Origin of the sequence: Kitasatospora sp. NPDC101235 (assembly GCF_044767505.1) — a bacterium.
GTDB lineage: Bacteria > Actinomycetota > Actinomycetes > Streptomycetales > Streptomycetaceae > Kitasatospora.
Map to the genome: position 1 here is coordinate 1 of NZ_JBIWNZ010000028.1, position 24,463 is coordinate 24,463.

Annotated in this window: 23 protein-coding genes, 1 pseudogene and 1 riboswitch; of the genes and pseudogenes, 14 read left to right on the plus strand and 10 right to left on the minus strand. The window is 73.8% G+C overall.

The genetic code is table 11. The annotated features are described in order from the left end of the window. The first annotated feature begins 173 nt into the window (after positions 1-173). Positions 174-953, plus strand: coding sequence for an SDR family NAD(P)-dependent oxidoreductase (locus tag ACIRRH_RS33945; protein ID WP_403075122.1), 780 nt, complete (start codon positions 174-176; stop codon positions 951-953). Here the strand turns inward: ACIRRH_RS33945 and ACIRRH_RS33950 are convergent. Then, on the minus strand, positions 940-1,128 hold the full coding sequence (locus ACIRRH_RS33950; RefSeq protein WP_403075125.1) for a hypothetical protein: 189 nt from the start codon (positions 1,126-1,128) through the stop codon (positions 940-942). The genes ACIRRH_RS33945 and ACIRRH_RS33950 overlap by 14 nt on opposite strands. Before the next feature lie 77 nt (positions 1,129-1,205). Between ACIRRH_RS33950 and ACIRRH_RS33955 the strand changes: the two are divergent. After that, positions 1,206-1,274: pseudogene (locus ACIRRH_RS33955) on the plus strand (hypothetical protein); the annotation flags it as partial. A gap of 228 nt (positions 1,275-1,502) precedes the next feature. Here the strand turns inward: ACIRRH_RS33955 and ACIRRH_RS33960 are convergent. From ACIRRH_RS33960 to ACIRRH_RS33985, 6 genes are all read right to left on the minus strand, one after another. Then, the gene (locus ACIRRH_RS33960; RefSeq protein ID WP_403075128.1) at positions 1,503-1,907 is read right to left on the minus strand and encodes a nuclear transport factor 2 family protein; all 405 of its coding nucleotides are present in this window, start codon (positions 1,905-1,907) and stop codon (positions 1,503-1,505) included. Between the two features lie 112 nt (positions 1,908-2,019). Beyond that, positions 2,020-5,703, minus strand: coding sequence for a SpoIIE family protein phosphatase (locus tag ACIRRH_RS33965; RefSeq protein ID WP_403075130.1), 3,684 nt, complete (start codon positions 5,701-5,703; stop codon positions 2,020-2,022). Between the two features lie 437 nt (positions 5,704-6,140). Continuing rightward, the gene (locus tag ACIRRH_RS33970; RefSeq protein ID WP_403075131.1) at positions 6,141-7,340 is read right to left on the minus strand and encodes an alpha/beta hydrolase family protein; all 1,200 of its coding nucleotides are present in this window, start codon (positions 7,338-7,340) and stop codon (positions 6,141-6,143) included. 147 nt (positions 7,341-7,487) lie between these two features. Then, entirely contained in the window at positions 7,488-8,279 is a 792-nt protein-coding gene (locus ACIRRH_RS33975; protein WP_403075133.1) for a hypothetical protein, read from the minus strand. Positions 8,280-8,660: 381 nt separating this feature from the next. Beyond that, positions 8,661-9,725, minus strand: coding sequence for a serine hydrolase domain-containing protein (locus ACIRRH_RS33980; RefSeq protein WP_403075136.1), 1,065 nt, complete (start codon positions 9,723-9,725; stop codon positions 8,661-8,663). A 109-nt stretch (positions 9,726-9,834) separates the two neighbouring features. Beyond that, entirely contained in the window at positions 9,835-10,248 is a 414-nt protein-coding gene (locus ACIRRH_RS33985; RefSeq protein ID WP_403075138.1) for an HIT family protein, read from the minus strand. Between the two features lie 168 nt (positions 10,249-10,416). On the opposite strand from ACIRRH_RS33985, the gene ACIRRH_RS33990 reads away from it, so the two are divergent. Then, positions 10,417-10,605, plus strand: coding sequence for a YegP family protein (locus ACIRRH_RS33990; RefSeq protein ID WP_403075140.1), 189 nt, complete (start codon positions 10,417-10,419; stop codon positions 10,603-10,605). 113 nt (positions 10,606-10,718) lie between these two features. Here ACIRRH_RS33990 and ACIRRH_RS33995 read toward each other — a convergent pair whose 3' ends face one another. After that, positions 10,719-11,414, minus strand: coding sequence for an MSMEG_1061 family FMN-dependent PPOX-type flavoprotein (locus tag ACIRRH_RS33995; RefSeq protein WP_403075142.1), 696 nt, complete (start codon positions 11,412-11,414; stop codon positions 10,719-10,721). A gap of 193 nt (positions 11,415-11,607) precedes the next feature. On the opposite strand from ACIRRH_RS33995, the gene ACIRRH_RS34000 reads away from it, so the two are divergent. From ACIRRH_RS34000 to ACIRRH_RS34050, 11 genes are all read left to right on the plus strand, one after another. Further along, a complete protein-coding gene (locus ACIRRH_RS34000) occupies positions 11,608-11,922 on the plus strand; it encodes an antibiotic biosynthesis monooxygenase family protein (protein ID WP_403075145.1) in 315 nt (104 codons plus the stop codon). A gap of 151 nt (positions 11,923-12,073) precedes the next feature. Next, positions 12,074-12,201: riboswitch (FMN riboswitch) on the plus strand. Between the two features lie 223 nt (positions 12,202-12,424). After that, positions 12,425-13,108 carry a riboflavin synthase gene (locus ACIRRH_RS34005; RefSeq protein WP_403075148.1) on the plus strand — a complete coding sequence of 228 codons (684 nt, stop codon included), beginning with the start codon at positions 12,425-12,427 and terminating at the stop codon, positions 13,106-13,108. A gap of 56 nt (positions 13,109-13,164) precedes the next feature. Further along, positions 13,165-13,752 carry a nicotinamide riboside transporter PnuC gene (locus ACIRRH_RS34010; protein WP_403075343.1) on the plus strand — a complete coding sequence of 196 codons (588 nt, stop codon included), beginning with the start codon at positions 13,165-13,167 and terminating at the stop codon, positions 13,750-13,752. Further along, a complete protein-coding gene (locus tag ACIRRH_RS34015) occupies positions 13,749-15,020 on the plus strand; it encodes a bifunctional 3,4-dihydroxy-2-butanone-4-phosphate synthase/GTP cyclohydrolase II (protein WP_403075150.1) in 1,272 nt (423 codons plus the stop codon). Before ACIRRH_RS34010 ends, ACIRRH_RS34015 begins: the two co-directional genes overlap by 4 nt. Positions 15,021-15,087: 67 nt before the next feature. Continuing rightward, positions 15,088-15,561, plus strand: coding sequence for a 6,7-dimethyl-8-ribityllumazine synthase (ribH, locus tag ACIRRH_RS34020; RefSeq protein WP_224274151.1), 474 nt, complete (start codon positions 15,088-15,090; stop codon positions 15,559-15,561). 100 nt (positions 15,562-15,661) lie between these two features. Further along, positions 15,662-15,934: a phosphoribosyl-ATP diphosphatase gene (locus ACIRRH_RS34025; RefSeq protein ID WP_097238956.1), complete on the plus strand. Its 273-nt coding sequence runs from the start codon at positions 15,662-15,664 to the stop codon at positions 15,932-15,934. Positions 15,935-15,990: 56 nt separating this feature from the next. Then, a complete protein-coding gene (hisG, locus tag ACIRRH_RS34030) occupies positions 15,991-16,839 on the plus strand; it encodes an ATP phosphoribosyltransferase (RefSeq protein WP_224274149.1) in 849 nt (282 codons plus the stop codon). A gap of 123 nt (positions 16,840-16,962) precedes the next feature. After that, positions 16,963-17,403 (plus strand): PH domain-containing protein, encoded by a 441-nt coding sequence (locus tag ACIRRH_RS34035; protein ID WP_403075153.1) that lies wholly within the window; start codon positions 16,963-16,965, stop codon positions 17,401-17,403. A 223-nt stretch (positions 17,404-17,626) separates the two neighbouring features. Continuing rightward, a complete protein-coding gene (locus ACIRRH_RS34040; RefSeq protein ID WP_403075155.1) occupies positions 17,627-18,970 on the plus strand; it encodes a hemolysin family protein in 1,344 nt (447 codons plus the stop codon). Next, positions 18,967-20,013, plus strand: a complete 1,047-nt coding sequence (locus ACIRRH_RS34045) for a hemolysin family protein (RefSeq protein WP_403075158.1) — start codon at positions 18,967-18,969, stop codon at positions 20,011-20,013. Before ACIRRH_RS34040 ends, ACIRRH_RS34045 begins: the two co-directional genes overlap by 4 nt. A 110-nt stretch (positions 20,014-20,123) precedes the next feature. Continuing rightward, positions 20,124-21,110 (plus strand): NAD-dependent epimerase/dehydratase family protein, encoded by a 987-nt coding sequence (locus ACIRRH_RS34050; RefSeq protein ID WP_403075160.1) that lies wholly within the window; start codon positions 20,124-20,126, stop codon positions 21,108-21,110. A gap of 111 nt (positions 21,111-21,221) precedes the next feature. Here the strand turns inward: ACIRRH_RS34050 and ACIRRH_RS34055 are convergent, their stop codons facing one another. Together ACIRRH_RS34055 and ACIRRH_RS34060 are read right to left on the minus strand one after the other, a co-directional pair. Continuing rightward, complete coding sequence (locus tag ACIRRH_RS34055) at positions 21,222-23,255, minus strand: AAA family ATPase (RefSeq protein WP_403075345.1); 2,034 nt, start codon at positions 23,253-23,255, stop codon at positions 21,222-21,224. Between the two features lie 389 nt (positions 23,256-23,644). Further along, positions 23,645-24,301: a uridine kinase gene (locus ACIRRH_RS34060; RefSeq protein WP_403075162.1), complete on the minus strand. Its 657-nt coding sequence runs from the start codon at positions 24,299-24,301 to the stop codon at positions 23,645-23,647. Positions 24,302-24,463 lie beyond the last annotated feature (162 nt).

The following is a 24,463-nucleotide window of genomic DNA, read 5'->3' on the forward strand; positions in this document are numbered from 1 at the left end:
GAAGCCGTCAGCATCGCCCCGCACTACCGCACCGCTCCCACCAACCCACCGACCAAGGCTCTACAAGGCTCAGAACCTTAAGTCACTGGTATTGGCCCTAGGCCCAACGAACGACGGGGTCCCCCGCCCGGTGGCCGATCCGCCGCCCGACTCCGCGGCGCGATCGTGGGGGTATGAACGCAGCACAGCCCACCGCCCCCGTCGCCGTCGTCACCGGCTCCTCCCGCGGCCTCGGTCTGGCCCTCGCGCACGCCCTGGCCGCCGAGGGCTGGCAGCTGGTGATCACCGCCCGCGGCGCCGCCGAACTCGCCGCCGCCGAGGCGCGGCTGGCCACCGTCACCAAGGTCGTCGCACTGCCCGGCACGATCACCGACGACGACCACCGCGCCCACCTCGTCGAGGCAGCCGCCGGGCTCGGCGGCGCGAGTCTCCTCGTGAACAACGCCGGCACCCTCAACGGTACCGACGACGTCACGGCCGAACCGCTGCCCCGGATCGCCGACATCCCGCTGCCCGCCCTGCTGGAGACCTTCGAGGTCAACGCCCTCGCCCCGATCGCGCTCACCCAGCTCGTCCTCCCGCAGCTGCGCGCCCACGCCGGCGCCGTCCTGAACATCAGCTCGGAAGCCGCCGTGGTGCCCTACCTCGGCTGGGGTGGCTACGGCGCCAGCAAGGCGGCGCTCGACTACGCCACCGCCGTACTCGCCCGGGAAGAGCCGGAGTTGAGCGTCTGGGCGGTCGACCCGGGCAGCATGCGCACCCGGATGCTGCAGGAGGCCGGCCCCGACGAGGACATCTCCGGCGAGCCGCGGCCCGAGGAGATCGCGCCCCGGCTGCTCGGCCTGCTGCGCGACCGCGTCCCCTCCGGCCGCTACCGCGCCGAGGACCTGGCCGCGACGCCGGCCGTCTCGCCCGCCGCGACGCCCGCCGCCCCGCCTGCTACCTGGAGCTGAACGGCCGGGCGATCCGGTACGGCTGCACGGACCGCGACTGGCCGATCGAGGCCTGCCGGACGGTCTTCGGGGCCGTCCCCGGAAGCAGCGAAATGCCCAGCGCCGCACGCCCGTTCAGCCCCGAGGTGGTGGCCCGGCCGGTCGGGGCGTGCTCCTCGCGCCGGTCACCCTGCACACCGGGGTGGCCTCGCCGGAGGTCCACGAGGCCCGTACGCCGAACGCTTCCAGGTCCCGGCCGCCACCGCCCGCCTGGTGGGACACGTCCGGGCCGAGGGCGGCCGGGGGATCGCCGTCGGCACCACCGTGGTCCGTGCCCGGGAGTCGGCCGCCGCTGCGGACGGCGCCGTCCAGGAGGCCCGGGGCTGGACGGAGGCACTGCTGACGGTCTGCTACCGCGAGGCGGTGCGACACCGCTACCTGTGGCACGAGTTCGGCGACGTCGACCTGCTGCCGCCGGACCGGGCGCGAAGGATCAACCGGTGGCGGGGTGGGCCCGGACCTCGTCGGGCTGCGGACGGGCGCCCGTGCCACCGGCCGGCGGAGCGAGGCTCAGGCCAGCAGGGTCCGTGCGACGTGGTCGGTGTCCAGGTACTCGCGGACGGCGGTGATCAGGCCGTCCGTCACCGTGAACACCCCCAGGCAGTGGTTCTCGTACGCGGCGCCGTTGGCGGCCGTGCCGACGGTGGTCCACTCGGCCACCGCCTGCGGGCCGTCGGCGAGGACATGGGTGAGGGTGATGACGGGCAGGCCGTCGGCGGCGAAGAGGGCGCCGATCCGGCCGAGGAAGTCGCCGAAGATCTCCTGCTTGCCCCGCCAGGTGCGGGAGAGCGCGAGGTCGCCCGGGTAGCTCCAGGTGGCGTCCTCGGCGAACAGGGCGATCGCGGCCTCGCGCTCGCCCGCCGCGAGGAGGGTGACGTAGTCGGTGACGACGGTGCGGGCGTCGGGGTGCTGCACGGTGGCTCCTTCGGTCCGTTCGGGCGGGGCCGTCCCGCCGTGGCACCAGGTAACCGCCGGGGTGGGCCGCCGGGCCAACAGCCGCGGCGGCAGTCCGACAACCGTCCGTTGTTCATGCAGCCGGTGCGGTCCCCGGGGGCAGTTCCAGCTCGAACCAGACCACCTTGCCGTCCTTGGTCCGGCGGCTGCCCCAGCGGTGCGCGAGCTCGTTGACCAGGTGGATGCCGCGCCCGCCCTCGTCCTCGCTGTGGGCGTGGCGGATCCGCGGTACCTCGTACTCCTGGTCGGCGACCTCGACGGTGAGCACCCGGTTGCAGTACAGCCGCAGCTGGGTGGGCGATCCGGCGTGCACCAGGGCGTTGGTGATCAGCTCGCTGGTGAGCAGCTCGGCCCAGTCGGCGAGCGCGTCGAGCCCCCAGGCGGCCAGCGTCTCGCGGGTGAAGCGGCGCGAGTGGGCGACCATCGCGTGGTCGCCGGTGAGCGGCAGGGTGGCGATCCGGTCCGTGCCCCGGGGGTGGGCCTGGGCCATGATGACGGCGATGTCGTCCTCGCTGGTGCGCTCGGTGAGCCGGCTCAGGACGGCGTCGCAGGTCTGCTCCAGCGAGCCGCGCCGGTCGGCGACGGTCCGGCACAGCAACCGCAGCCCCTCGTCGAGGTCCTGGCCCCGGCGCTCGACCAGTCCGTCCGTGTAGAGCGTCAGGATGCCCTCCTCGGGGAGGGTGAACTCGGTGCTCTCGAAGGCGAATCCGCCGACTCCCAGCGGCGTGCCGGACGGCAGCTCGACCAGGTGCGCCCGCCCCTCGGTGTCGGCGACCACGGGCGGCAGGTGCCCGGCGCCGGCCGCGGTGCAGCGGCGGTCCACCGGGTCGTACACCACGCAGACACAGGTGGCGAACTGGCCCTCGCCGACCGTTGCGGTCGCCTCGTCCAGCCGGTAGAGCACCCGTGCCGGGTCCAGGTCCAGGGTGATCAGTGTCCTTGCCACTGTGCGGAGTTGCCCCATGGTCGCGGCAGCCCTGATGCCATGGCCCATCACGTCGCCGACGATCAGCGCGACCCGCCCGGAGGACAGCGGCACCACGTCGAACCAGTCGCCGCCGACCTCGCTGACCACGCTGCTGGGCAGATAGCGGTAGGCCAGGTCCAGCCCGAGCGTGCGGTGCACCTCCTGCGGCAGCAGACTGCGCTGGAGGGTGAGCGCGGTGTCCCGCTCGCGGCGGTAGAGCCGGCCGTTGTCGATCGCCAGCGCGGTGCGGGCGGCCAGCTCCTCGGCCAGTGACCGGTCCGCCGGCCCGAACGGCGCCGGGTTGCGGGTGCGGACGAACTCCGCGCCGCCCAGCACCTGCCCGCGCGCCACCAGCGGCACCATCAGGTACGAGTGCACCCCGGCGTCCAGGCTCGGCTGCACCCGGTCGGGGGAGGCGACGATCCGGCTCAGCTCCTCCTCGGTCACCTCGGCGACCAGCATCGAGTGCCGGGTGTGCAGGCTCTGCGCGTACAGCTCGGCCGACTGCGAGGTCTCGCCCACCTGGTCGGCCGCCTCGTGCATGCCGCCGTCCGAATCGGTGTCGCCGACCGCCACCGCCCGCATCAGCACCGGGCCCTTCGCCGGGACCGGCCCGGGCTCCTCGCCGCTGAGCACCGCCTCGCGCAGGTCCACGGTGACGAAGTCGGCGAAACGCGGGATCACCACCTCCACCAACTCCCGGGCGGTGCGGTGCAGATCGAGCGTGGTGCCGATCCGGTTGCTGGCCTCGTTCAGCAGCGACAGCCGCTGCTGGGCGGCACAGGCCTCGTCCAGCGCCCGCTGCCGGGCGGCGGCCGCGTCGCGTTCGCGGGTGAACAGCAGCGCGTTGTCGATCGAGACGGCCGCCCGCACCGCCAACTCCCCGGCCAGCGCCACGTCGTCGTCCTCGTACGGGCGCTCGACCAGGGTGCGGTAGAAGCCCGCCACGCCGACCGGGGTGCCGCGCGCGATCAGCGGGACCACCATGAACGACAGCACGTTCTGCTCCCGCGCGGCGGCCCTGCGCACCGGGTCGTCGGCGAACCAGGCCATTCCCTCCTCGTCCATCCGCGGCACCAGCACGGGCTTGCGGTGCGCCAGGCACCACGCGTACGGCGAACCGGGCAGGAAGCGGTGCAGGTTGCCGGTGCGGGCGATCGGCGACATCGTCGAGCCGGGCACCGAGTGGAAGGCCATCCGCCGCAGCAACGCCGAGCCGTCCGCCGGGGCGGTCGCCTCGCGCTCGCCGCGGACCAACTCCTCCAGCACCTCCACCACCACCGTGTCGGCCAGCCGGGGCGTCGCCACCTCGGCCAACTCCTGGGCGGTCTGGGCGAGATCGAGTGTGGTGCCGATCCGGGCGGAGGCCACGTTGACCAGCGCCAGGCGCTCCTGGGCGGCCTTCGCCTCACGCAGCGCGTGCTGCCGGGCCAGCACGGTCTGGTGCTGGCGCAGGTACAGCCGGGCGTTGTCGATCGCGACGGCGGCGCGCGAGGACAACTCGTCGCCGAGCGTGATGTCGGCCGCCGCGAAGGACTCCCGCGCGCCGCGCCGCGAGTACACCACCATGCCGAGCGTCGTGCCGCGCGCCACCAGTGGGGTGATCCGCACCGAGCGCGGCCGGTCGCCGAGGTAGGCCTGGCGGTGCCCCTCGTCGAGGCTCTCGCCCGGCATCGGCAGCTCCCAGGGCGGCACCACCACCGTCCGCCCGCCGGTCAGCGCCCGGGCGTACGGGGAGTCCGGCGGCAGCTCGTACACGGCGTCCACCGGCACTGACTCGGCCGGGTAGAGCGGGTCGGCGCTGGCGATCGCGAGGCGGCGCACCAGCAGCGGGGCGTCCGGCGCGGGCGGCTCGACGCTCCGGCCGGCCACCAGCACCTCCAGCCCGAACACCGCGCTGATGTCGGCGACCCTGGGCACCATCGCGTCGGTCAGCTCCCGGGCGGTCTGCCGCAGGTCCAGCGTGGTGCCGATCGAGGCGGTCGCGTCGACCAGCAGGGACAGCCGCTCCTGGGCGCGGGCCGCCCGCGCGTCGGCGCGGGACCGCTCGGTGATGTCGACGACCGTGGCGCTCACCCCGAGCACCCGGCCGCTGCGGTCCTCCAGCCGGAAGTACGACGCCGACCAGGCCCGGTCCTCGTGCGGGTCCCCGGGAGTGCGGCCGTGCGAGCGGGTGTCCACCACCGGCTCGCCGCTCGCCAACACCTGGCGCATCACCTCCTCGGACTCGGCGCCGTTGATCCCCGGCAGCACCTCGGTGAGCCGGTGGCCCAGGTGCTGCTCGGCGGTCAGCCCGTTCGTCCGGGCCAGCGCCTCGTTCAGCCGGACGAAGCGCAGGTCGGTGTCGAAGACCGCCAGACCGACCGGGGACTGGGTGAAGAACCCGTCGAGGACCGCCAGGTCCGCCTGGAGCCCGCGCAGCGTGGTCACCTCGGAGGCGACCGCCAGCACCATCGGGGCGCCGCCGGGGCCGCGGATCGGATGGGTGCGGAACTCCAGATTCACCAGGTGCCCGTCCCGGTGGCGCACCGGGAACACCCCGGACCAGGGCCGGCCCGCCAGGATCTGCCGGAACAGCTGGAGCACCTCCGGCCGGTGCTCGTCGGAGGTCAGCAGCGTCGCCGCCCGCGCCCCCACCGCCTCCTGCGCACGGTGCCCGAGCAACGCCTCCGCGTCACTGCTCCAGTGCAGGATCCGCCCGTCGGCGTCGATCAGCGCCGTGGCGATCGGCACCATCAGCAAGGCGTCCTGCCGCGGCTGCCCCGCGCGCTGCGCGTAGTCGTTCACCATGGCCAGAGAACCGTCCCAGAAACCGTCCGGAGATCGTTCCCACCAGCCCTGCCATCTTCGCACGCGGCCCCAGCCGGTGCAGCTGTCCCGCAACCCCCACCCGCCCACCCACCACCAGCCGCCCGAGCCGACGTCCCACGTCGCACCCTGCCGCCTCTCCGGGCGGGCGGCGGTGGCGCGGCTGCGGACAGGTGCCGTGCGAAGCGTCGGCGGGTTCCCTCCTCCGCTCCCGGACCGCCGGTTGTCCTCGGCAGCGCTGCTCCGAGGCTCCTCACCCGGCCGTGCGCGGAAAGTCGGCTGGTTCGACCTTCGGCGTCTCGCTGGGGGCCGGGCTTCGACGGCGCTGCCCGGTTGGCCGTCGGCCCGCACGCCGACGGGGCCGTCGGCGCTCTGCCGACGGCCCCGCCCCGGGGACCGCTGTCGTTCGGGGCCGGCCGTCAGGGGGTGAACCGCACCTCCGGGTTGGCGGCGCTCGGCCCGTCGAGCAGCGGCTGCGGGATGCCCTTCAACTGGAGGTCGAAGAACGCCCCGACGTACTGCCGGGTGAGGGCGACGGCCCGCTGGCCCCCGATGGTGGTGTACGGGCCCTTGGGGATGCCGAGCCCGTCGTAGAAGACCGGGTAGTCGGTGAAGCTGCTGTGGTCGCTGCCGTCGACGGTCAGGAAACGCTTCCAGCCGTCCAGCCGGGCCCAGCTCGTGAGCCAGGTCGCGTCCTCGCCTCCGCCGGGCAACGGGTGGCCGATCATCATGAACGGCTTGCCGTTGAGGCCGGACTCGGGCACCAGGTAGTGCATGGTGCCGTCCATGTTCACCCCGGCCCGGATCCGGTCGTCGGTGAGCAGGGCCGGGACGGTGGAGGCGCCGCCGGCGGAGTGCCCGGCCATGCCGATCCGGTCGCGGTCGATCAGCCGGGCGTAGCGCCAGGCCGGGTGCGGGCGGTCGGTCAGCTGGTCGATGACGAAGGAGACGTCCTTCGCCCGGCCCGCCTCCAGGCGCGCCGCGCCGTCGTCGCCGATGACCTTCCCGCACGCCTCACAGGGGAGCGTCTGCCCGTCGGGGAAGGTGGTCCCGGTGTTCTCGTAGGTGTGGTCGATCACCGCGACGACGTAGCCGTGGCTGGTCAGGTCCTCGGCGAGGCTGCTGAGCGTGGCGCGCGGCATGGTGAAGCCGGGCGACAGGACCACCAGCGGGTAGTGGCCGCCCTGCGGTCGCGCCCCGGACTCCGCCCAGGTCCGGGTGCCGGACACCGCCTCGGTCGGGATGGTGTTGTGCGGCATTTTCCAGTCCAGCATGGCCCGGGCGGCGGCGGGCGTCATGTACGGGGCGGGGGTGCCCGTCCCGGCGTGCGCGGGGTAGTACATCGAGACCATCAGCCGGCGCGGGCCGGCGGAGGGCACCCACGGGTCCGGACGGTTCTGGTCCACCAGGTGCAGGACCTCCTGCCCGACCGCGTACGGCCCGGTCGGACGCGGGAGTTCGACCTGGGCGGCGGCCGGGGTGGTCGAGTCGGCCGGAGCGGTGGTGGCGGAGTCAGTGGCGATGGGCGGCGCGGCCAGGGCGGGCGCGGCAGCGGCGACGGACAGCGGCAGAGCGAGCAGCAGGGCTGCCGCGGCGGCGGTCGTGCGGAGTCGGCTCATAGCGGCGACAGTAGGTCGGGGGAAAGGGAGCTGACGTCCACTCAGCGGCGTACTGATCCCTTCCGGGAAGGGTGCGTGATACCCCCTAGGGGTCGGCTTTTTTTTGAGGGGTTCGGGCCGGCTCGGGCGGGCGGCCGCCGAGGGCGGTCACCCGACGGAAGCCGTCCGGAGGTCCTCCAGGAAGCCCGCGGCCGCACGGGCGTTGGGCACCGGGAAGGTGAGCGGGAGACCGGCCGAGTGCGTCCGGATCTCCAACTCGCCGAGGCCGGACGCCCGGGCCGAGCGCAGCTCCGTCCACCGGTAGGCCTCCGTCGCGGCGAGCGGGTGCGTCGGCCGGTGCGCCAGCCCGCCGACCGTCACCGTCAGCCGCCCCCGTACGAAGCGGACGCTCCCCTCGGTGCGCAGCGTCTCGTGCAGTGCGGCCCGGAGCCCGGGGGAGAGGCGCTCCTCCAGCTCCCGGAACAGCCTGTCCAGCCCGCGCAGGTGTGCCAGCACCAGCGGCTCGCCCGCGCCCGCCGGCCATATTCGCCCGTGCTCGTGCACCCCGCGCGGCCCCCCGGGGGAGTACTCGGTGGCCTCGATCGCACGCCAGGGCAGCGGCTCCTCGCCGCCGTCCGCCGCGACCAGCACCAGCCCGCCTTCGTGGACCCGCACGGACCGCAGCCCGGGTGCCGGCCGCAGCCGCTCGTACCCGCTCACCGCCACCACCGCCGCGGCGGCCAGCACGGGCGCGGGCCACCACTCACCGAGCGCCAGACAGACCGCCACGGAGACGGACACCCCGCAGGAGTGCAACCAGACCCGCGCCGGCCAGGACAGCGGCCGGAAGCGCCGGTGCACCCGCACCACCGGGCCGAGCCCACCGGCCGCACCGGCCGGGTCGACCGCCCCGGTCGAACCCGCCGACCGCGCCCGCGTCGGCGACCATGTCACCGCCACGTCGGCCCCCTTTCACTCGGCGGACTTCCCCTGCGGAACCGCGACTGCCGGACCCCCAGCATCGACCGCCCGTCGCCCTTGGCGACAGTGCCAATCGGCACTTTTTGGCCCGAAACGACCCCTTCATCATCGCGCCCCGGCCGGGACCGCCCGCCACGGGGGTGAGTACGAACGGGGCGGACGCCTCCCGGGCCGGGCGGCAACGCCCGCCCGGGCAGCAGCACAACCGTCATGCCGAGCTCCTTCCGCTCCGCGGCCCCCGGGGGAGCCGCCATCGTCGGATGCCCAGGATCGACTCCTTGCCGCGCCCGCCAACAGTGCCGATCGGCATATTCGCCGCATTCGGGCCGAAACCACCGGCCGCAGGGGAACGGCGGCCCCTCACCCCGACGCCGCGAACCCGTTCTGCAGCCTGCGCAGCAGCGCCGTGCCCGCCGGATCGGCCGACCGGCGGGTATTGGCCAGCACCACCACGCCGACCTGCTTCTCCGGGTCGAAGGCCGTGAACGAACTGAACCCGCCCGTCCCCCCGTTGTGCCAGATCTGGAGGTGTCCGCCCTGCTGGGTGTGCAGCCGGTGGCCGAGCCAGCCCAGGTGCGTCCAGGCGAACGGGTTGACCCGGTGGCGGGTCTCCCGGGTGAGGGCGATCGCGGGCGACAGCGGCGCGTCCGGCTCGCGTCCGGTGGCCAGTTGGGCCCGCAGGAACACCACCAGGTCGGCGGCGGTCGACCGGAGCCCGCCCATGCCGGGCACGGCCGCGAGGTTCCAGTACGGCACCGGCCGGCCGCCCGGCGTGTGCCCGTGTGCCAGCCGCGCGGACTGCTCCGGGTCCGATCGCACGCAGGTGTCCACCAGGCCGAGCGGCGCGCAGACCTCGCGCGCCACCAGCTCCTCGTACCCGATGCCGGACCGCTGCGCGAGGGCCAGGCCGAGCAGCCCCGCGCCGAGGTTGGAGTAGCGGAAGCCGCGCCCGGGCACGGCCCGCAGCCGGGTCCGGGCGAGCCCGTCGAGCACCCGCTCGGCAGTGCAATCGGCGTACGGATCGGGCCTGTTGGGTGACATCAGCGACTGCACCACCATGCCCCGGGGCAGCCGGGGGAGCCCCGAGGTGTGGGTGGCGAGGTGCCGCAGGGTGATCGGCTGCGGGCCCTTGGCCGGTACGACGGCGCGCCCGCCGGCCGCCCCGGTGAGCACCTCGGCGAGCGGATCGTCCAGCCGGACCGCACCGTCGAGGGCCAGTCGCGCGAGCACGAGCGAGGTGAACACCTTGGTGACGGAACCTATTTCGAACAGCGTGTGCGGTCCGGGCACCCCACCGCCGGGACCGGTCCGCCCGGCACCGCGGATCTCCACGTCGCCGCCGGCCAGTCCGGCGACCACCACACCGACGTGCCGGCCCGCGAGCCGGTCGGCCGTCTGCTGCACGAGGCAGGCGAGTTCGTTCATGCCGGTGAGCCTAGGTGCCCCCTACGGACCGGATCGTCCGCCCGGAAAACGATATCGACCCCCGCCGATGCGACCGCAGAGGTACGCCCCGGTGTGCCCAGCACCCCCTTCAGTCCGCCAGCGCCGCCCGCAGCCGGGCCGCGACCTCCGCCGCCCCCGCCTCGTCCGGATACCGCCGCCGCGGCCAGAAGAACCCGCGCAGCCCGTCCTGCGGATTGCGCGGCACCACGTGGACGTGCAGGTGCGGCACCGACTGGCTGATCCGGTTGTTCGCCGCCACGAAGCTGCCCGCCGCGCCCAGCCCGTGCTCGACGGCCGTCGCCACCCGCTGCACCCGCAGGAAGAACGGTCCGACCTCGGCGGCCGGCAGGTCGGCCAGCGTCACGTGGTGGGCGCGCGGTACGACCAGGACGTGCCCGGGGAACAGCGGCCGACGGTCCAGGAAGGCCACCGCCACCTCGTCGTCCAGCACCTGGTGCGCCGGCTCCTCGCCCGCCACCACCGCACAGAAGACGCAGTCCATCCGCCCATTCAAACCACCGGCGGCCGTCCCGGCACCCCCGCGAACGCCGGTGAACCCGGCTTCACCCGTCCGGGCGCCGCCCGGGTGCGGCCGCCCGGCGTCGGGCACACGGTGCTGCCGGGGGCCGATCAGCGGGCGTACCGCGCGCCCCACGAGGAGGTGGCCCGGATGCCGGGCAAGTTCGAGGTCTACCAGGACTCCGGTGGCAAGTACCGGTTCCGGCTCAAGGCGGGCAACGGCGGCATCGTCGCCACCGGCCAGGGCTACGCCAGCAAGGAGGCCGCGCACAAGGGCGTTGACGCCGTCCAGCGGGCCGCCGACGGCTCGACCGTGGTGGACGCTTCCAAGGCCGCCTGAACGCGCGGGCCCGGCGGGTGGCCGATCCCCACGGGTGGCCGGCCGGCGCATGGCCGACCCCCCGCCCGCCGGGCCCCGCGAAGCGGGAGCGCGGCGCCACCGTGCCGCCGACCTCACTCGTACCGGTACAGCAGCGCCTCCCGCTCGTTCTGCTCGATCATCTCCACGGTCAGCGACTCGTCCCGCAGGTGCGAGAGCGTGACCTCCGCCGAGCTCGGCTGCGCGTCCTCGGCGAGCCAGTTCTCCGGCTTCCACGCCGAGGAGCGCAGGAAGGCCTTCGGGCAGTGCCCGTACACCTCCTCGACGGCGACCACGATCGCGCTGCGCGGCGGTTTGCCGACGGCGGTCAGCTGCCGCAGCAGCTCGGGGTCGGTGGAGACGCAGGCCCGCCCGTTGACCCGCAGCGTGGCGTCCCGGCCCGGGACGACGAAGAGCAGTCCGACCCGGCCGGTCTCCAGGATGTTGTGCAGGGTGTCCAACCGCTTGTTGCCGGTGGCGTCCGGAATGGCCAGGGTGTACTCGTCGAGCACCGAGACCAGCCCGGCCGGTCCGCCGCGCGGAGAGACGTCGCAGCGCCCGGCGGCGTCCGAGCTGGCCACGAACACCAGCGAGGAGCAGGCGATCAGGCGCTGGGCGACCTCGTGCAGGCGGTCGACCTGCTTGCGGCGCGCATGGTCGCCGGGCTGCTCGTAGATCTCGCGCAACTGGGCGGGATCGCTGAGCGCGCCCGCGTGGAGGGCGTCGAACAGGCTGCCCGGCCGGTCCGGCGCGGTGGTTGACAAAGCGACAGATTCCGGTGTGGTCGTCATACCGGGAATGTAGCCGAGGCCGCTCGGCGGACCCTGTCCCGGCACCCCCGGAGCCCCTCTGTGAAATCCCGGCCACACCCCTCCCCACCAGCGGTTTTCCGCTCATAATGGGGCCAGGGACCACCGGCCGGGGACGACTGGGGCCAGGAGCCGGCGGGACCCGGGACGGCAGCCGCAGCCGGAGGTGGTGGTCGTGATCGTCAGAATCTGGGCCGGGCAGGTCACGGCCGATCGCATCGAGGAGTTCTGTGCGCACCTGGCCGCCCAGGTGATCCCGCAGCTCGGGCGGACCGAGGGCTGCTTCGGCGGCGAGCTGCTGCGCTCGGTGTCCGAGGACGGGCGCCGGGTGCTGGTGGTGAGCCGCTGGCGCGACGAGGAGGCCCTGCGCGGGTACGCGGGGCCGATGTGGCGGATCCGGCCGGTCTGGTCGGAGGGCGAGCTGAGCTACCTCGCCCACCCCCCGGAGGTCACCCACTTCACGTCGATGACCGCCCCCACCGTGCCCTGAAGCCCATGGCCACCACCCCCCGCCCCGGGCGGCGGCGCGGGTGGCACACGGCCGCGCATTCCCCGCAAGTCCGTGAAACAGACCACAGCCGGAGGCTCTCCCCGGCCTTGCGCGGACCGTGGCACAATGACGGCATCAAGCAGTGACGTTCAGCGCACTCCGGGGTCGGTGAAAATCCGAACCGGCGGTTACAGTCCGCGACCCGTCCGCAGCCAGCGGCCGGTTGACCAGGTGAAATTCCTGGACCGACGGTTAAAGTCCGGATGGGAGGCGTGCGCGGGCGGACGAAGAGCAGTACCCGTGGTCCAGTGGCAGGCGACTGCCTCCCGGACCTCGGTCAGGTGTGTGGTGGGAGCGGTGTCTCCCGTGCCGGGCGAGCGATCTCCCGGTGGCCTCGGCATCCCCGGCGACGGGTCGTGCCGCGGGTCCGCGTGCCGGTGCCCGTCCGTGTCATCTCCCCTGCCGCCCCGGAGTCCGCGCCCCAAGCGCGAGGAGAACCCGGGTGTTCACCGGCATCATCGAAGAGCTCGGCGAGGTCGTGTCGATCGAGGAGATCGGCGACTCCTCGCGCATCCGTCTGCGCGGCCCGGTGGTCTGTACGGGTGCCCGTCACGGCGACTCCATCGCGGTCAACGGCGTGTGCCTGACCGTTGTCGACAGCCCGGAGGAACTGGCCGCCGGAACCGGCGAGTTCAGCGCCGACGTGATGGCGGAGACGCTGCACCGCTCCAGCCTCGGCGAGCTGGCATCCGGCTCCCGGGTCAATCTGGAGCGCGCGATGGCGCTCGGCGCCCGGCTGGGCGGTCACCTGGTCCAGGGTCATGTCGACGGCACCGGGCGGCTGTTGAGCCGTGAGCCCGGGGAGCGCGACGCGGAGGGCAACCTGCGCTGGGAGGTGCTGCGGTTCTCGCTGCCCGACACGATCTCCCGCTACCTGGTGGAGAAGGGCTCGATCACGGTCGACGGCGTCAGCCTCACCGTGGTGGAGGCCGCCAGGGACAGCTTCACCGTCAGCCTCATCCCGACCACCCTCGCGCTGACCACGCTCGGCGCCAAGGCCGTCGGGGAGGGCGTCAACCTGGAGGTGGACGTGCTCGCGAAGTACGTCGAGCGCCTGCTGGAGTCCCGCACCCTGCCGAACCTGCCCGACCTGTCGATCGACGCGACCCCGGGGGAGTCCGAGTGAGCTGGCTCAGCGGCGAGGCGTTCACCGTCCTCGGCGAACACGTCAAGTGGGCCGACATGTTCGGCAACATCCTCGGCTTCGGCGGGCTCGCGCTCGGCTGGCGCCGTTCGGTCTGGAGCTGGCCCGTCCAGCTGCTGTCCGGCGCGGTGCTGATCACCGCCTACCTCGGCGGCCACGTCCCCGGCCTGATCGGCAAGCAGCTGATCGTGATCGCCACCGCCTCCTGGGGCTGGGCGCAGTGGCGGCGGGGCCGCCGCGACGGCGGCACGATCGCCGTACGGTTCGCTCGTTGGCCCGAGCGGATCGTGCTGGCGGCGGGCACCGCGGCCGGCACGGTGGCGCTCGCCCTGCTCTTCACGTCCTTCCCCAGCCTCTCCTGGAGCCCCTGGTCGGACGCCTACATCTTCGTCGGCACGCTGGCCGCGATGGTCGCCCAGGCCCGCGGCTGGGTGGAGTTCTGGTTCGCCTGGATCGCGGTCGACGCGGTCGGCGTGCCGTTCGCCTTCAACAGCGGCTACACCTTCTCCGGCCTCACGTACTCCGTCTACTTCGTCCTGGTGCTGCTCGGCCTGCGTTCCTGGTGGCTGAGCACCCGTGAGCCGCGCGCCAAGTCCGCCACCGTCCCGCAGGGAGCCACGGTATGACCGAGAACCAGCCCAGCAGCGGCGCCACCGAACCCGAGCTCGTCCTCGACCCGGTCGAGCGGGCGATCGCCGACATCGCGCTCGGCCGGGCCGTGGTCGTGGTCGACGACGAGGACCGCGAGAACGAGGGCGACATCGTCTTCGCCGCGTCCGCCGCGACCCCCGAGCTGATGGCCTTCACCATCCGCTACAGCTCCGGCGTGATCTGCGCCCCGATGACCGGCGAGGAGCTGGACCGCCTCAAGCTCCCACCGATGACCCAGGTCAACGAGGACCGCAAGGGCACCGCGTACACCGTCTCGGTGGACGCCCGGGAGGGGGTCGACACCGGCATCTCCGCCGCCGACCGCGCCCGCACCGTACGGCTGCTGTCCTCGCCCGGCACCGAGCCCGGCGACCTCACCCGCCCCGGGCACGTCTTCCCGCTGCGCGCCGTCGAGGGCGGCGTGCTGGTCCGCCCCGGCCACACCGAGGCCGCCGTCGACCTGGCCCGGCTCGCCGGGCTGCCGCCGGCCGGCGCGATCGCCGAGGTGGTCAACGACGACGGCACCATGGCCCGGCTGCCCGAGCTGGTCGCCTTCGCCCGCGAGCACGGCCTCGCGATCATCTCCATCGAGGACCTGATCGCCTACCGCCGCCGCACCGAGCTGCACGTCGACCGGGCCGCCGCCACCGCCCTGCCCACCGCGCACGGGGAGTTCACCGCCGTCGGCTACCGGGGCACCATCGACGGCGTCGAGCACCTCGCGCTGGTGGCCGGCGGCCTGGACGCGGAGGGCCGGCTGCCGGACGGCGAGGACGTCCTGGTGCGGGTCCACTCCGAGTGCCTGACCGGTGACGTCTTCGGCTCGCTGCGCTGCGACTGCGGCCCGCAGCTGGAGGCCTCGCTGCAGCGGGTCGCCGAGGCCGGGCGCGGCGTGGTGCTGTACCTGCGCGGCCACGAGGGGCGGGGGATCGGCCTGGCCCACAAGCTGCGCGCGTACGAGCTCCAGGAGCAGGGGCGGGACACCGTCGACGCCAACCTGGACCTCGGCCTGCCCGCCGACGCCCGCGACTACAGCATCGCGGCCCAGATGCTGGTGGACCTCGGCGTCCGCTCGCTCACCCTGCTCACCAACAACCCGCAGAAGCTGACCGCGCTCACCGAGCACGGGCTCAAGGTCACGGGGCGCGAAGCGGTCGAGATCGCTCCTGGCGAGCACAACCTGCGCTACCTGCGCACCAAGCGCGACCGGATGGGCCACGACCTGCCCGGCCTCGGCTCCTGAAGCTGCTGAAGCACCTGAAGTACCTGAAGCACCCCCATCAGAGACAAACGGGAAGTAGGAAAAGCGCATGAGCGGCCACGGAGCCCCTGAGCTGACCATCGACGGCGCCGCCGACCTCAAGGTCGCCGTCGTCGCCGCCCAGTGGCACGACAAGGTGATGAACGGACTGCTGGACGGCGCCCACCGCGCGCTCAAGGAGCTGGGCGTCACCGAGTCGACCGTGCTGCGGGTACCCGGCACCTTCGAGCTGCCGGTCGCCGCCAAGCGTCTCGCCGAGCGCGGCTACGACGCCGTGGTGGCCCTCGGCGTGGTGATCCGCGGCGGCACCCCGCACTTCGACTACGTCTGCCAGGCGGCCACCGCCGGCCTCACCCAGGTCAGCGTCGACACCGGCGTCCCGGTCGGCTTCGGTGTGCTGACCTGCGACAACGAGGAGCAGGCGATCGACCGGGCGGGCCTGCCGGGCTCCGCCGAGGACAAGGGCCACGAGGCCGTCACCGCCGCCGTCGCCACCGCCGTGGTGCTGCGCGCCGCGCTCTGACGACGCCCGTACGGTCCCGGAGCGCGGAAGTCCACCGGACCGTCCACGCTCCGGGACCGTTTACCGTCTGTCCGTCCGCACGCCGTAAGGTGGCCCCATCATGGCTTCGAAGACATTCGAGGAGCTCTTCGCCGAGCTCCAGCAGAAGGCCGCCACCGGCGACCCCTCGTCCTCCCGTACCGCGCAGCTCGTCCAGCAGGGCGTCCATGCGATCGGCAAGAAGGTCGTCGAGGAGGCCGCCGAGGTCTGGATGGCCGCCGAGTTCCAGTCGGACGAGCAGACGGCGGAGGAGATCTCCCAGCTCCTGTACCACCTTCAGGTGATGATGATCGCCCGCGGGCTGACGCTCGACGACGTCTACAAGTACCTCTAGACACCCCGCTCTCCCGAGCACGCCCATCCTCCCTACAGGTAAGGAAGCAACCTCCCATGCTGCGCATCGCCGTCCCCAACAAGGGTTCTCTCTCGGGTCCCGCGGCGGAGATGCTCCATGAGGCCGGCTACCGCCAGCGGAAGGACCCCAAGGAGCTCGTCCTCGTCGACCCGAACAACGAGGTGGAGTTCTTCTTCCTCCGCCCGCGTGACATCGCCGTCTACGTCGGCTCCGGCCGCCTCGACGTCGGCATCACCGGCCGCGACCTCCTGCTGGACTCGCACTCCAACGCCGAGGAGGTGCTCGCCCTCGGCTTCTCCGGGTCGACCTTCCGCTTCGCCCGTCCCGAGGGCGTGACGGTCGAGGACGTCAAGGGCCTGGAGGGCCTGCGGATCGCCACCTCCTACACCGGCCTGGTCGAGCAGCACCTGGCCGACCACGGCGTGAAGGCGACGGTCACCAAGCTGGACGGCGCGGTCGAGACCGCGGTGCAGCTGGGTGTCGCCGACGTGATCGCCGACGTGGTGGAGACCGGTACCAGCCTGCGCAACGCGGGCCTGGAGGTGTTCGGCGAGCCGATCCTGGTCTCCGACGCCGTGGTGATCCGGCCCAAGGGCGCGGGCGAGGACGCGCGGGTGGAGCAGTTCCTGCGCCGCCTCCAGGGCGTGCTGGTGGCCCGCCGCTACGTGCTGATGGACTACGACATCCGCGCCGAGAAGGTCAGCGCCGCCGTCGCGCTCACCCCGGGCCTGGAGTCGCCGACCGTCTCGCCGCTGCACACCGAGGGCTGGGTCGCGGTGCGTTCGATGGTGCTCCGCAAGGAGGCCCAGCAGATCATGGACGACCTGTGGAGCATCGGCGCCCGGGCCATCCTGGTCACCAACATCCACGCCTGCCGCCTCTGACCCGCTCGCCCGGGTGACCTGCTCACCGGTCCACGGGTAAAGAACGGTTCAATGGGGCGGGGACGCCGACCGCGTCCCCGCCCCACGTGCTGCCGTCACCAGAACCACCCCCGGAGATCCCCCGTGTCCACGCCGCCCGTCGAGTTCCCCGTCACCTGGGCGCCGCGCCGCACCCGCGCCGTGCTGCTGCCGGTCTGCGTGCTGCTGGTGGTGCTGTTCTCCGCGATGGCCGTGCTGCTCCCGGAGAACTGGCAGCTCAACGACCGGATCATGATGACGGCCAGCGGCGTCCTGTTCGCCGCCGTCGGCCTGATGCTGGCCCGCCCCAGGGTGAGCGCCGACGCGGAGGGCGTGACGGTGGTCAACTTCGTCCGCCGCCGTCGGCTCGCCTGGGCCGAGATCGTCCGGGTCAACTTCCGCCAGGGCGACCCGTGGGCGACCCTCGACCTCGCCGACGGCACCTCGCTCGCCGCGGTCGGCATCCAGTCCGGGGTCGGCCAGGCGCAGGCGATCGCGGACGCCCGCGCGCTGCGCGACCTGGTCGAGCACCACGCCCAGGTCTGAGCCCGGACCTCCTCCCACCTGGGGTTCCCGGACCCCCGGTGGGCCGAACGGGCTTCCTGCCCCCATCCGGGTATGGTCTACGCTGGTAAAAGTGGGGCAAAGTCCGCGTTGCCCGAAATCGCGTGCCCGACCGACCTGAGGAGTGACACTCCCCCTCGATGGACGATCCGTCCGGTAGTACCTGCGCCGCCTCGCTTCCGACCCCCGGAAGGCAGGCGGCACTGTGATCACCGCCTGGCTGCTGTTGCTCGCGGCCGTTCTCCTGATCCTCGCCAACGGCCTGTTCGTGGCCGCCGAGTTCGCCTTCGTGACCGTCGAGCGCGGGGCGGTGGAACGCTCCGCCGAGGCGGGTGACGCCAAGTCCCGCCGCGTCGCCGGCGCCCTGCGGCACCTCTCCTTCGAACTCTCCGGTGCCCAGCTCGGCATCACCGTCACCTCGCTGGTGGTCGGCATGCTCGCCGAGCCGGCCCTGTCCACCCTGCTCGCGCCCGTCATGTCCGCCATCGGCGTGCCCGATGCGGCCGCCCGCGGTGTCGCCGTGATCGTCGGCATGGCGCTGGCCACCGTCGTCCAGATGGTGATCGGCGAGCTGGTGCCGAAGAACTGGGCGATCTCCCGCCCGCTCCAGGTGGCCCGCGCGGTCGCCGCCCCGCACATGGCGTTCTCCTTCGCCTGCCGTCCGCTGATCAGCTTCCTGAACGGGACCGCCGACCGGACCGTCCGGGCCTTCGGCATCGAGCCGCAGGAGGAGCTGGGACACGCCCGCACCCCGGACGAGCTGGTCTCGCTGGCCCGCCACTCGGCCAAGGCCGGCGCGATAGACGAGGAGTCGGCGACCCTGTTCGTCCGCACCCTGGGCCTGGGCGAGCTGACCGCCGAGTCCGTGATGACCCCGCGGGTGGACGTGGCCGCGCTTCAGCGCGACGCCACCGCCTCCGACGTCATCAACCTCACCCGGGCGACCGGCCTGTCCCGCTTCCCGGTCTACACCGACAGCCTGGACGAGGTCACCGGCACCGTCACGCTCAAGGACGCCCTGGCCGTCCCGGCCGCCCGGCGCGGCCTGGTGCGGGTCGGCGAGCTGGCCTCGCCACCGCTGCTGGTGCCCGAGACGCTGCCCGCCGAGCGGCTGCTCGACCAGCTGCGCCGCCTCCAGCCGATGGCCATCGTGGTCGACGAGTACGGCGGCACCGCCGGCGTCGTCACCGTCGAGGACATCGTCGAGGAGATCGTCGGCGAGGTGCAGGACGAGCACGACCCCGACGACCACCCCGAGCTGCTCCCGCTGCCGCCGGTCAACGGCCTGCCGGTCTGGGAGGCCGACGGCCGCGCCCGGATCGACCAGCTGGAGCGGATCGGCCTGAACGCCCCCGACGGCCCGTACGAGACCCTGGCCGGTCTGGTCGCCGACCTGCTCGGCAAGCTCCCCGAGGTGGGCGAGCAGGCCCACCTGCCCGGCTGGCGCTTCACCGTGACCGGTGTCGACCGCCACCGCACCACCGAGGTCCGGGTGGAGCGCACCAGCGCGCCCGCGCAGTTCGACGAGGACGGGGAGGAGAGCCGATGACCGCCCTGCAACTGGCCGTCGCGCTGCTGCTCCTGCTCGGCAACGCCTTCTTCGTCGGCGCCGAGTTCGCCGTGGTGTCGGTGCGCCGCAGCCAGATCGAGCCGCTCGCCGAGGCCGGGCACAGGCGTGCCCGCACCGTGCTGCACGCGCTGTCCAACGTCTCCGCAATGCTGGCCGCCGCCCAGCTCGGCATCACCGTCTGCTCGCTGGGCCTCGGTGCCCTCGCCGAGCCGACCATCGCCGTCCTGCTGGAGGGTCCGTTCCACGCGATCGGCGTCCCGTCCGCCCTGATGCACCCGCTCTCGTACGGGATCTCGCTCGCCGTCGTGGTCTTCCTGCACATGGTGATGGGCGAGATGGTGCCGAAGAACATGGCCATGGCCGGCCCGGAGCGGGCCGCGCTCTGGCTCGGCCCGCCGCTGGACCGGCTGGCCCGCTGGCTCTCCCCGGTGATCCGGCTGCTGAACGCCTTCGCCAACGGCGTGCTGAGGCTGTTCCGGGTGGACGCCAAGGACGAGGTGGAGTCGGTCTTCACCACCGAGCAGCTGATGTACCTGCTGGCGGACTCCCGGGACGCCGGCCTGCTCGACGAGAGCCGCCAGGAGCGCCTGGAGGACGCCCTGGAGCTGGGCCGCCGCCCGGTCACCGAGGTGCTGCTCAAGCCCGAGCAGCTGGTCACCGTGGACACCAGGGCGACCGCCGCCGAGGTCGAGGAGCTCGCGCTGCGCACCGGCTTCTCGCGCTTCCCGGTCACCGACGGCGATCCGGCCGGCCACGGCTACCTCGGCTACGTCCACCTCAAGGACATCCTCGACGTGGACGACCCCTCGATGCCCGTCCCGGCCCGTCTGCGGCGGCCGATCACGGCTCTGCGCGGAAGCCTCCCGCTGGACGACGCCCTCGGCGCGATGCGCCGGGCCGCCTGCCACCTGGCCGCCGTGCTGGACCAGGACGGGCGCACGCTCGGCGTGGTCATGCTGGAGGACGTGCTGGAGGAGCTGGTCGGCGAGGTGCACGACCCGGACCACCGCGCCACGGTCTGACGCCCCTGCGGAAAGTTCCGGCTTTCGCTGACGGCGTGTCCGCTCCCGGCGATTCCGCCCAGAGCGTTCAGCCGTTCCATGTCGACCACCCTGGCAGCAGGGTGGTCGGCATGAGACTTCTCCTGCTGGGTGGAACCAGGTTCGTCGGACGGGTCGTCGCCGAGGAGGCGTCGGCCAGGGGATGGGAGGTGACGGCCCTCAACCGCGGCACGCAGCCCGCGCCCGAGGGTGTCCGGGTGCTGAAGGGCGACCGCACCACCGAGGACGGCCTCGCGGCGCTCGGTACGGGGGAGTGGGACGCGGTGGTGGACACCTGGTCCTGGGCCCCCGCGGCGGTGCGTGACAGCGCCCGGCTCCTCAACGGCCGGGTCGGCCACTACGCGTACGTCTCCAGCCGGTCGGTGTACGACCACCCGCTGGCGGCCGGGGCCGGCGAGGCCGCACCCGTGGTCGCCTCCTCCCCGGACCTCACCGGCGAGGTGCCCTACGCCGAGGCCAAGCGCGGTGCGGAACTGGCGCTGGAGGCGGAGTACGGCGGGCGGGCGCTGCTGGCCCGGGCCGGGCTGATCATCGGCCCGCACGAGAACATCGGCCGGCTGCCCTGGTGGCTCAACCGGATCGCCGAGGGCGGCCCGGTGCTCGCCCCGGGGCCGCGTGACCTGGCGCTCCAGTACATCGACGTGCGCGACCTCGCGGCCTGGATCCTGGACGCCGTGGTGGCCCGGCTCGGCGGCCCGTACAACCTGGTCAGCCCGTCCGGCCACGCCACCACGGGCGAACTGCTGGAGGCCTGCGTACGGGCCACCGGCTCGGACGCCGAACTGCGCTGGACGGACCCGGAGCGGATCCTCGCGGCGGGCATCGAGCCGTGGACCGAGCTGCCGGTCTGGCTGCCGCCCGGCGAGCTCTACGACTTCCTGCACACCGGCCTCGTCGAGCGCGCGCTCGGCGCCGGGCTGCGCTGCCGCCCGGTCGCGGAGACCGTCGAGGACACCTGGGCCTGGCTGCGGTCGATCGGCGGCAGCGCCCCGCAGCGGGCCGACCGGGCCAGGGTCGGGCTGGACCGGGAGCGGGAGGCCGCGCTCCTCAAGGGCTGACACCGCCGACACCGAGGTCCTCGACGGCCGGACCCGGGCCGCACCCAGGCGCCAGGCACGGGCACCGGGGTGCAGCCGGTCCGGAGGGGAGCCGGTCCCCGGAGCCGGGGATCAGCTCCGGCCGTCGATCAGCTCCCCGTACGCCTGGACCAGGTCCGGCAGCCGCAGCGTGGCCAGGTCCTCCCGGCCCGGCGGCTCGCGCAGCAGCGACAGCCGCAGGTCCCGGTAGGCGCAGGACTTCTCGTACAGGGTGCGGATGAACCGGCCGTTGCCCAGCTCGTCGATCCAGCCCTCACGGACCACGTGGGCGCAGATGCTGGCCAGCTCCTCGGCGGCGTCCTCGTCCCAGCCGTCGCCGTCCCGGCCGGCCAGCGCCGCACCGATCGCGGTCAGCTCGCCGGGGCGGTAGCTGGGGAAGTCGACCCGGGTGGTGAAGCGGGAGTTGAGGCCGGGGTTGGTGGCGAGCAGCCGGTTCATGCCCTCGGGGTAGCCGGCCAGGATCACCACCAGCCGGTCCCGGTTGTCCTCGGCGCGCTTGAGCAGCACCTGGAGCGCCTCGTCGCCGTACGCGTCGCCCTTGGTGTAGCCGGAGTTGGAGAGGCTGTACGCCTCGTCGATGAACAGCACGCCGTCCAGCGCGGAGTCGATCAGCTCGTTCGCCTTCACGGCGGTCTGGCCGAGGAACTCACCCACCAGGTCGGCGCGCTGGGCCTCCACCAGGTGGTCGCCGGAGAGCAGGCCGAGGGCGTGGAAGACCCGGCCGAGGATGCGGGCCACGGTCGTCTTGCCGGTGCCCGAGGGGCCGGAGAAGACGAAGTGGCGTTTCGGCGGCTGGACGGGCAGACCCTGCTCGGCCCGGAGCCGCGACATTCTCAACTGGGCGGACAGCGCCCGCACCTGGCGCTTGACCGGCTCCAGGCCGACCATCAGCGAGAGTTCGGCCAGGGCCGCGTCCAACTCCCGTTCGTCGCCACCGGTCCGGGGCTGGGGTGCGGCGGCGGTCCGGGGCTGCGCCCTGCCGAGGGCGGGCAGCGGCGGCGGTACGGCGGGGCCGGGCGGCGTGCCCGAGCCGGAGCGCTCCCCGGCAGTCTGCGGCGCGCCGTCGGCGGCGGCGCCGTCCAGCAGGGCGCCGCCGGTCGGCACGCCGCCGGCCAGGGTTCCGTCCGCCGGGGGTCCGTCCACCAGTCCGGCGTCCACGGAGGGACCGCCGCCCGACGGCAGCCCACCGGGCACCCCGCTGTTCGACCCCCCGTCGCGGGAGACGGTCACGCCGCTCGGCCCGCCCGCGTCCCCGAACTCCTCGCCGTATCCGGGCATCCCGGCGAACCCGGCCTCCTCCGGGTACCCGTCGTCGACACCCGGCCCGCCCGGTGCGGCGGCGTCGGCCGCACCCGGACGCCCGCCCGTCGGCAGTCCGTCCGCGAGTTCGTCCGCGAGCGCGTCCTCGGCCGCGATGGCCGTCAGCCGTGCCGCGGTGTCCATGAACGCCGGGTCCGCCCGGTGCACCGCCCGGTAGAGCGGCAGCGCCGCGGTGCTGCGCCCGGCCCCCTCGTACGCCCGGGCCAGCCAGTACCGCAGCTCCTTGCGCTGCGGCTGCTCGGAGCGGCAGCGGGCCAGCGAGGCGGCCAGCGGCGCCTGCGCCTGGGCGCACATGTCGAGGCGCACCCGCGCCATCCCGGCGAACAGCCCGGCCTCGATGCCGAGCAGCGGGTCGTCCAGCAGGCGGTCGGTGTCCCGGATCAGCTGCTCCCAGTCCTTGAGCAGGTAGGACCGGCAGGCGTAGAGGAAGCGGGCGGACGGGTCCTCGCCGGGTGCCGGGCACTGCTCCAACGCCCGGTCCAGCTCGGCCAGGTGGCGGCCGTCCAGCCAGTGCGAGGCGTGCGCCAGCGCGAGGTCGCGGGCGTCCTCCAGCACCGGCTGCACCCACCAGCCGAGCCAGTACCAGGAGCTGAGCGGCCGTCGGTGCAGCCGCCGCTGCTCGCCGAACCGCTTCTGGTGGCGGTACATGGCCAGCAGCGCGGCCGAGGTGTCGCTGCGCAGCGCGTGGAGCCCGAGCCAGGCGTCGGCCATGCCCGGGTCCAGCCGGACGGCGGCCCGGAACTCCTCCTCGGCCCGGGTGTACGCGCCGGCCGTGTAGGCGTCCATGGCGCGCAGCCAGGCGCGGTCGGCGAGCCGGTCGGGCCCGCCCGCCGTGCTGTCGGAACTGTCCACCGTCGTCACTCACGCCCCCCGCGGTGCGGCCCGGGGCTCGGCCGGCGGGTCGCCTGCGCCTAGCCCGGCCGGTGGTCGTCGACCCCCTGCGGCGCATGTGCGCCTGCCAGGAATCGTACCGGCGCGGGGCTGATCCGGAAGGGTGCCGCACAGGGTCAAATGCGATCGTGCGAGCGGCCGTTGAGCGCACGGGTGACGAAACGGGCGGTGGGGGAGCGAGTTTCGGAATGGGACCGGACGGCGTCCCCGGCTCACGGGGGAACAAGCCGGGGGCGCCGGGTCCGAGGCGACCGGAAGCTTTCGTTCCGGCGGCTGAGGAGAACCTAGATCCTGGCGATGTCGCAGGTCAAGGCGATTGTTGAAGGTTCACCCACGGTGCCCGAGGCGATCCTCCCGGTCACCCCGTCGACCCGCGTCGCGGCGTACGGACGGCTCGGGTCGGCGGCGAAATGCGCCGATTCGGCCCGGGCCCAGCCCGCCCAGAACTCGGCCAGTTCCGGACCGTCCCGCTCCTCCCCGCGCCGCCGGGCGGAGGCGGCGTCCAACTCCATCCAGACCACCCGGGCCAGCCGCGGCCGCACCGCCCGCCGGCCCGCGCCCACCCCCTCCACCAGCACCACCGGTGCGGCCGGCACCGCGGCCGTGCCCGCGAAGCGGCGCAGCGTCCAGTCGTACACCCGGTACTCGGCGTCCCGCCCGGCCGCCAGCGGCTCCAGCACCTGCTCGCGCAGCCGCCCGGTCCACCCGAAGGGCTCGCGGTGGGTGGCCAGGTCGTCGAGGTGGACCACCGGGGCCCCGCCGAGCGCCGCCGCCAGCCGTCCGGCGAAGGTGGTCTTGCCGGAGCCCGCGTGCCCGTCCACCGCGACCAGCCGCACCGGCCCGCAGGAGGGCGGCAGCGCGCGGAGTTCCGCCGCGAGCACGGTCAACCGGTCGTCCGGAGCGGGCCCGGGGCGGGGCGGGAGAGGTTCGGATACAGCCACAACGTCAACCCTACGGTGCCGTAGCCCGCCACTGCGGACAGTTCATCTGTGCAGGTCGTGACGGCAGCGCGGGTTTCGGGCATACTCGCCTTCGCCACGACTGTGAACGGCCGTTCACCGCAACCCGGTGCCGGTCGGTCCGACTGCCACACCCACGCCGGA

What these genes read in the sequence shown, in the direction of transcription:
- ACIRRH_RS33965 (WP_403075130.1), bottom strand. Translation starts at nt 5,703, where the DNA reads ATGGTGAACGACTACGCGCAGCGCGCGGGGCAGCCGCGGCAGGACGCC.
- ACIRRH_RS34050 (WP_403075160.1), top strand. Translation starts at nt 20,124, where the DNA reads ATGAGACTTCTCCTGCTGGGTGGAACCAGGTTCGTCGGACGGGTCGTC.
- ACIRRH_RS33980 (WP_403075136.1), bottom strand. Translation starts at nt 9,725, where the DNA reads ATGAACGAACTCGCCTGCCTCGTGCAGCAGACGGCCGACCGGCTCGCG.
- ACIRRH_RS34025 (WP_097238956.1), top strand. Translation starts at nt 15,662, where the DNA reads ATGGCTTCGAAGACATTCGAGGAGCTCTTCGCCGAGCTCCAGCAGAAG.
- hisG (WP_224274149.1), top strand. Translation starts at nt 15,991, where the DNA reads ATGCTGCGCATCGCCGTCCCCAACAAGGGTTCTCTCTCGGGTCCCGCG.
- ACIRRH_RS33945 (WP_403075122.1), top strand. Translation starts at nt 174, where the DNA reads ATGAACGCAGCACAGCCCACCGCCCCCGTCGCCGTCGTCACCGGCTCC.
- ribH (WP_224274151.1), top strand. Translation starts at nt 15,088, where the DNA reads ATGAGCGGCCACGGAGCCCCTGAGCTGACCATCGACGGCGCCGCCGAC.
- ACIRRH_RS34010 (WP_403075343.1), top strand. Translation starts at nt 13,165, where the DNA reads ATGTTCGGCAACATCCTCGGCTTCGGCGGGCTCGCGCTCGGCTGGCGC.
- ACIRRH_RS34015 (WP_403075150.1), top strand. Translation starts at nt 13,749, where the DNA reads ATGACCGAGAACCAGCCCAGCAGCGGCGCCACCGAACCCGAGCTCGTC.
- ACIRRH_RS34045 (WP_403075158.1), top strand. Translation starts at nt 18,967, where the DNA reads ATGACCGCCCTGCAACTGGCCGTCGCGCTGCTGCTCCTGCTCGGCAAC.
- ACIRRH_RS34055 (WP_403075345.1), bottom strand. Translation starts at nt 23,255, where the DNA reads ATGGACGCCTACACGGCCGGCGCGTACACCCGGGCCGAGGAGGAGTTC.
- ACIRRH_RS33995 (WP_403075142.1), bottom strand. Translation starts at nt 11,414, where the DNA reads ATGACGACCACACCGGAATCTGTCGCTTTGTCAACCACCGCGCCGGAC.
- ACIRRH_RS33970 (WP_403075131.1), bottom strand. Translation starts at nt 7,340, where the DNA reads ATGAGCCGACTCCGCACGACCGCCGCCGCGGCAGCCCTGCTGCTCGCT.
- ACIRRH_RS33985 (WP_403075138.1), bottom strand. Translation starts at nt 10,248, where the DNA reads ATGGACTGCGTCTTCTGTGCGGTGGTGGCGGGCGAGGAGCCGGCGCAC.
- ACIRRH_RS33990 (WP_403075140.1), top strand. Translation starts at nt 10,417, where the DNA reads ATGCCGGGCAAGTTCGAGGTCTACCAGGACTCCGGTGGCAAGTACCGG.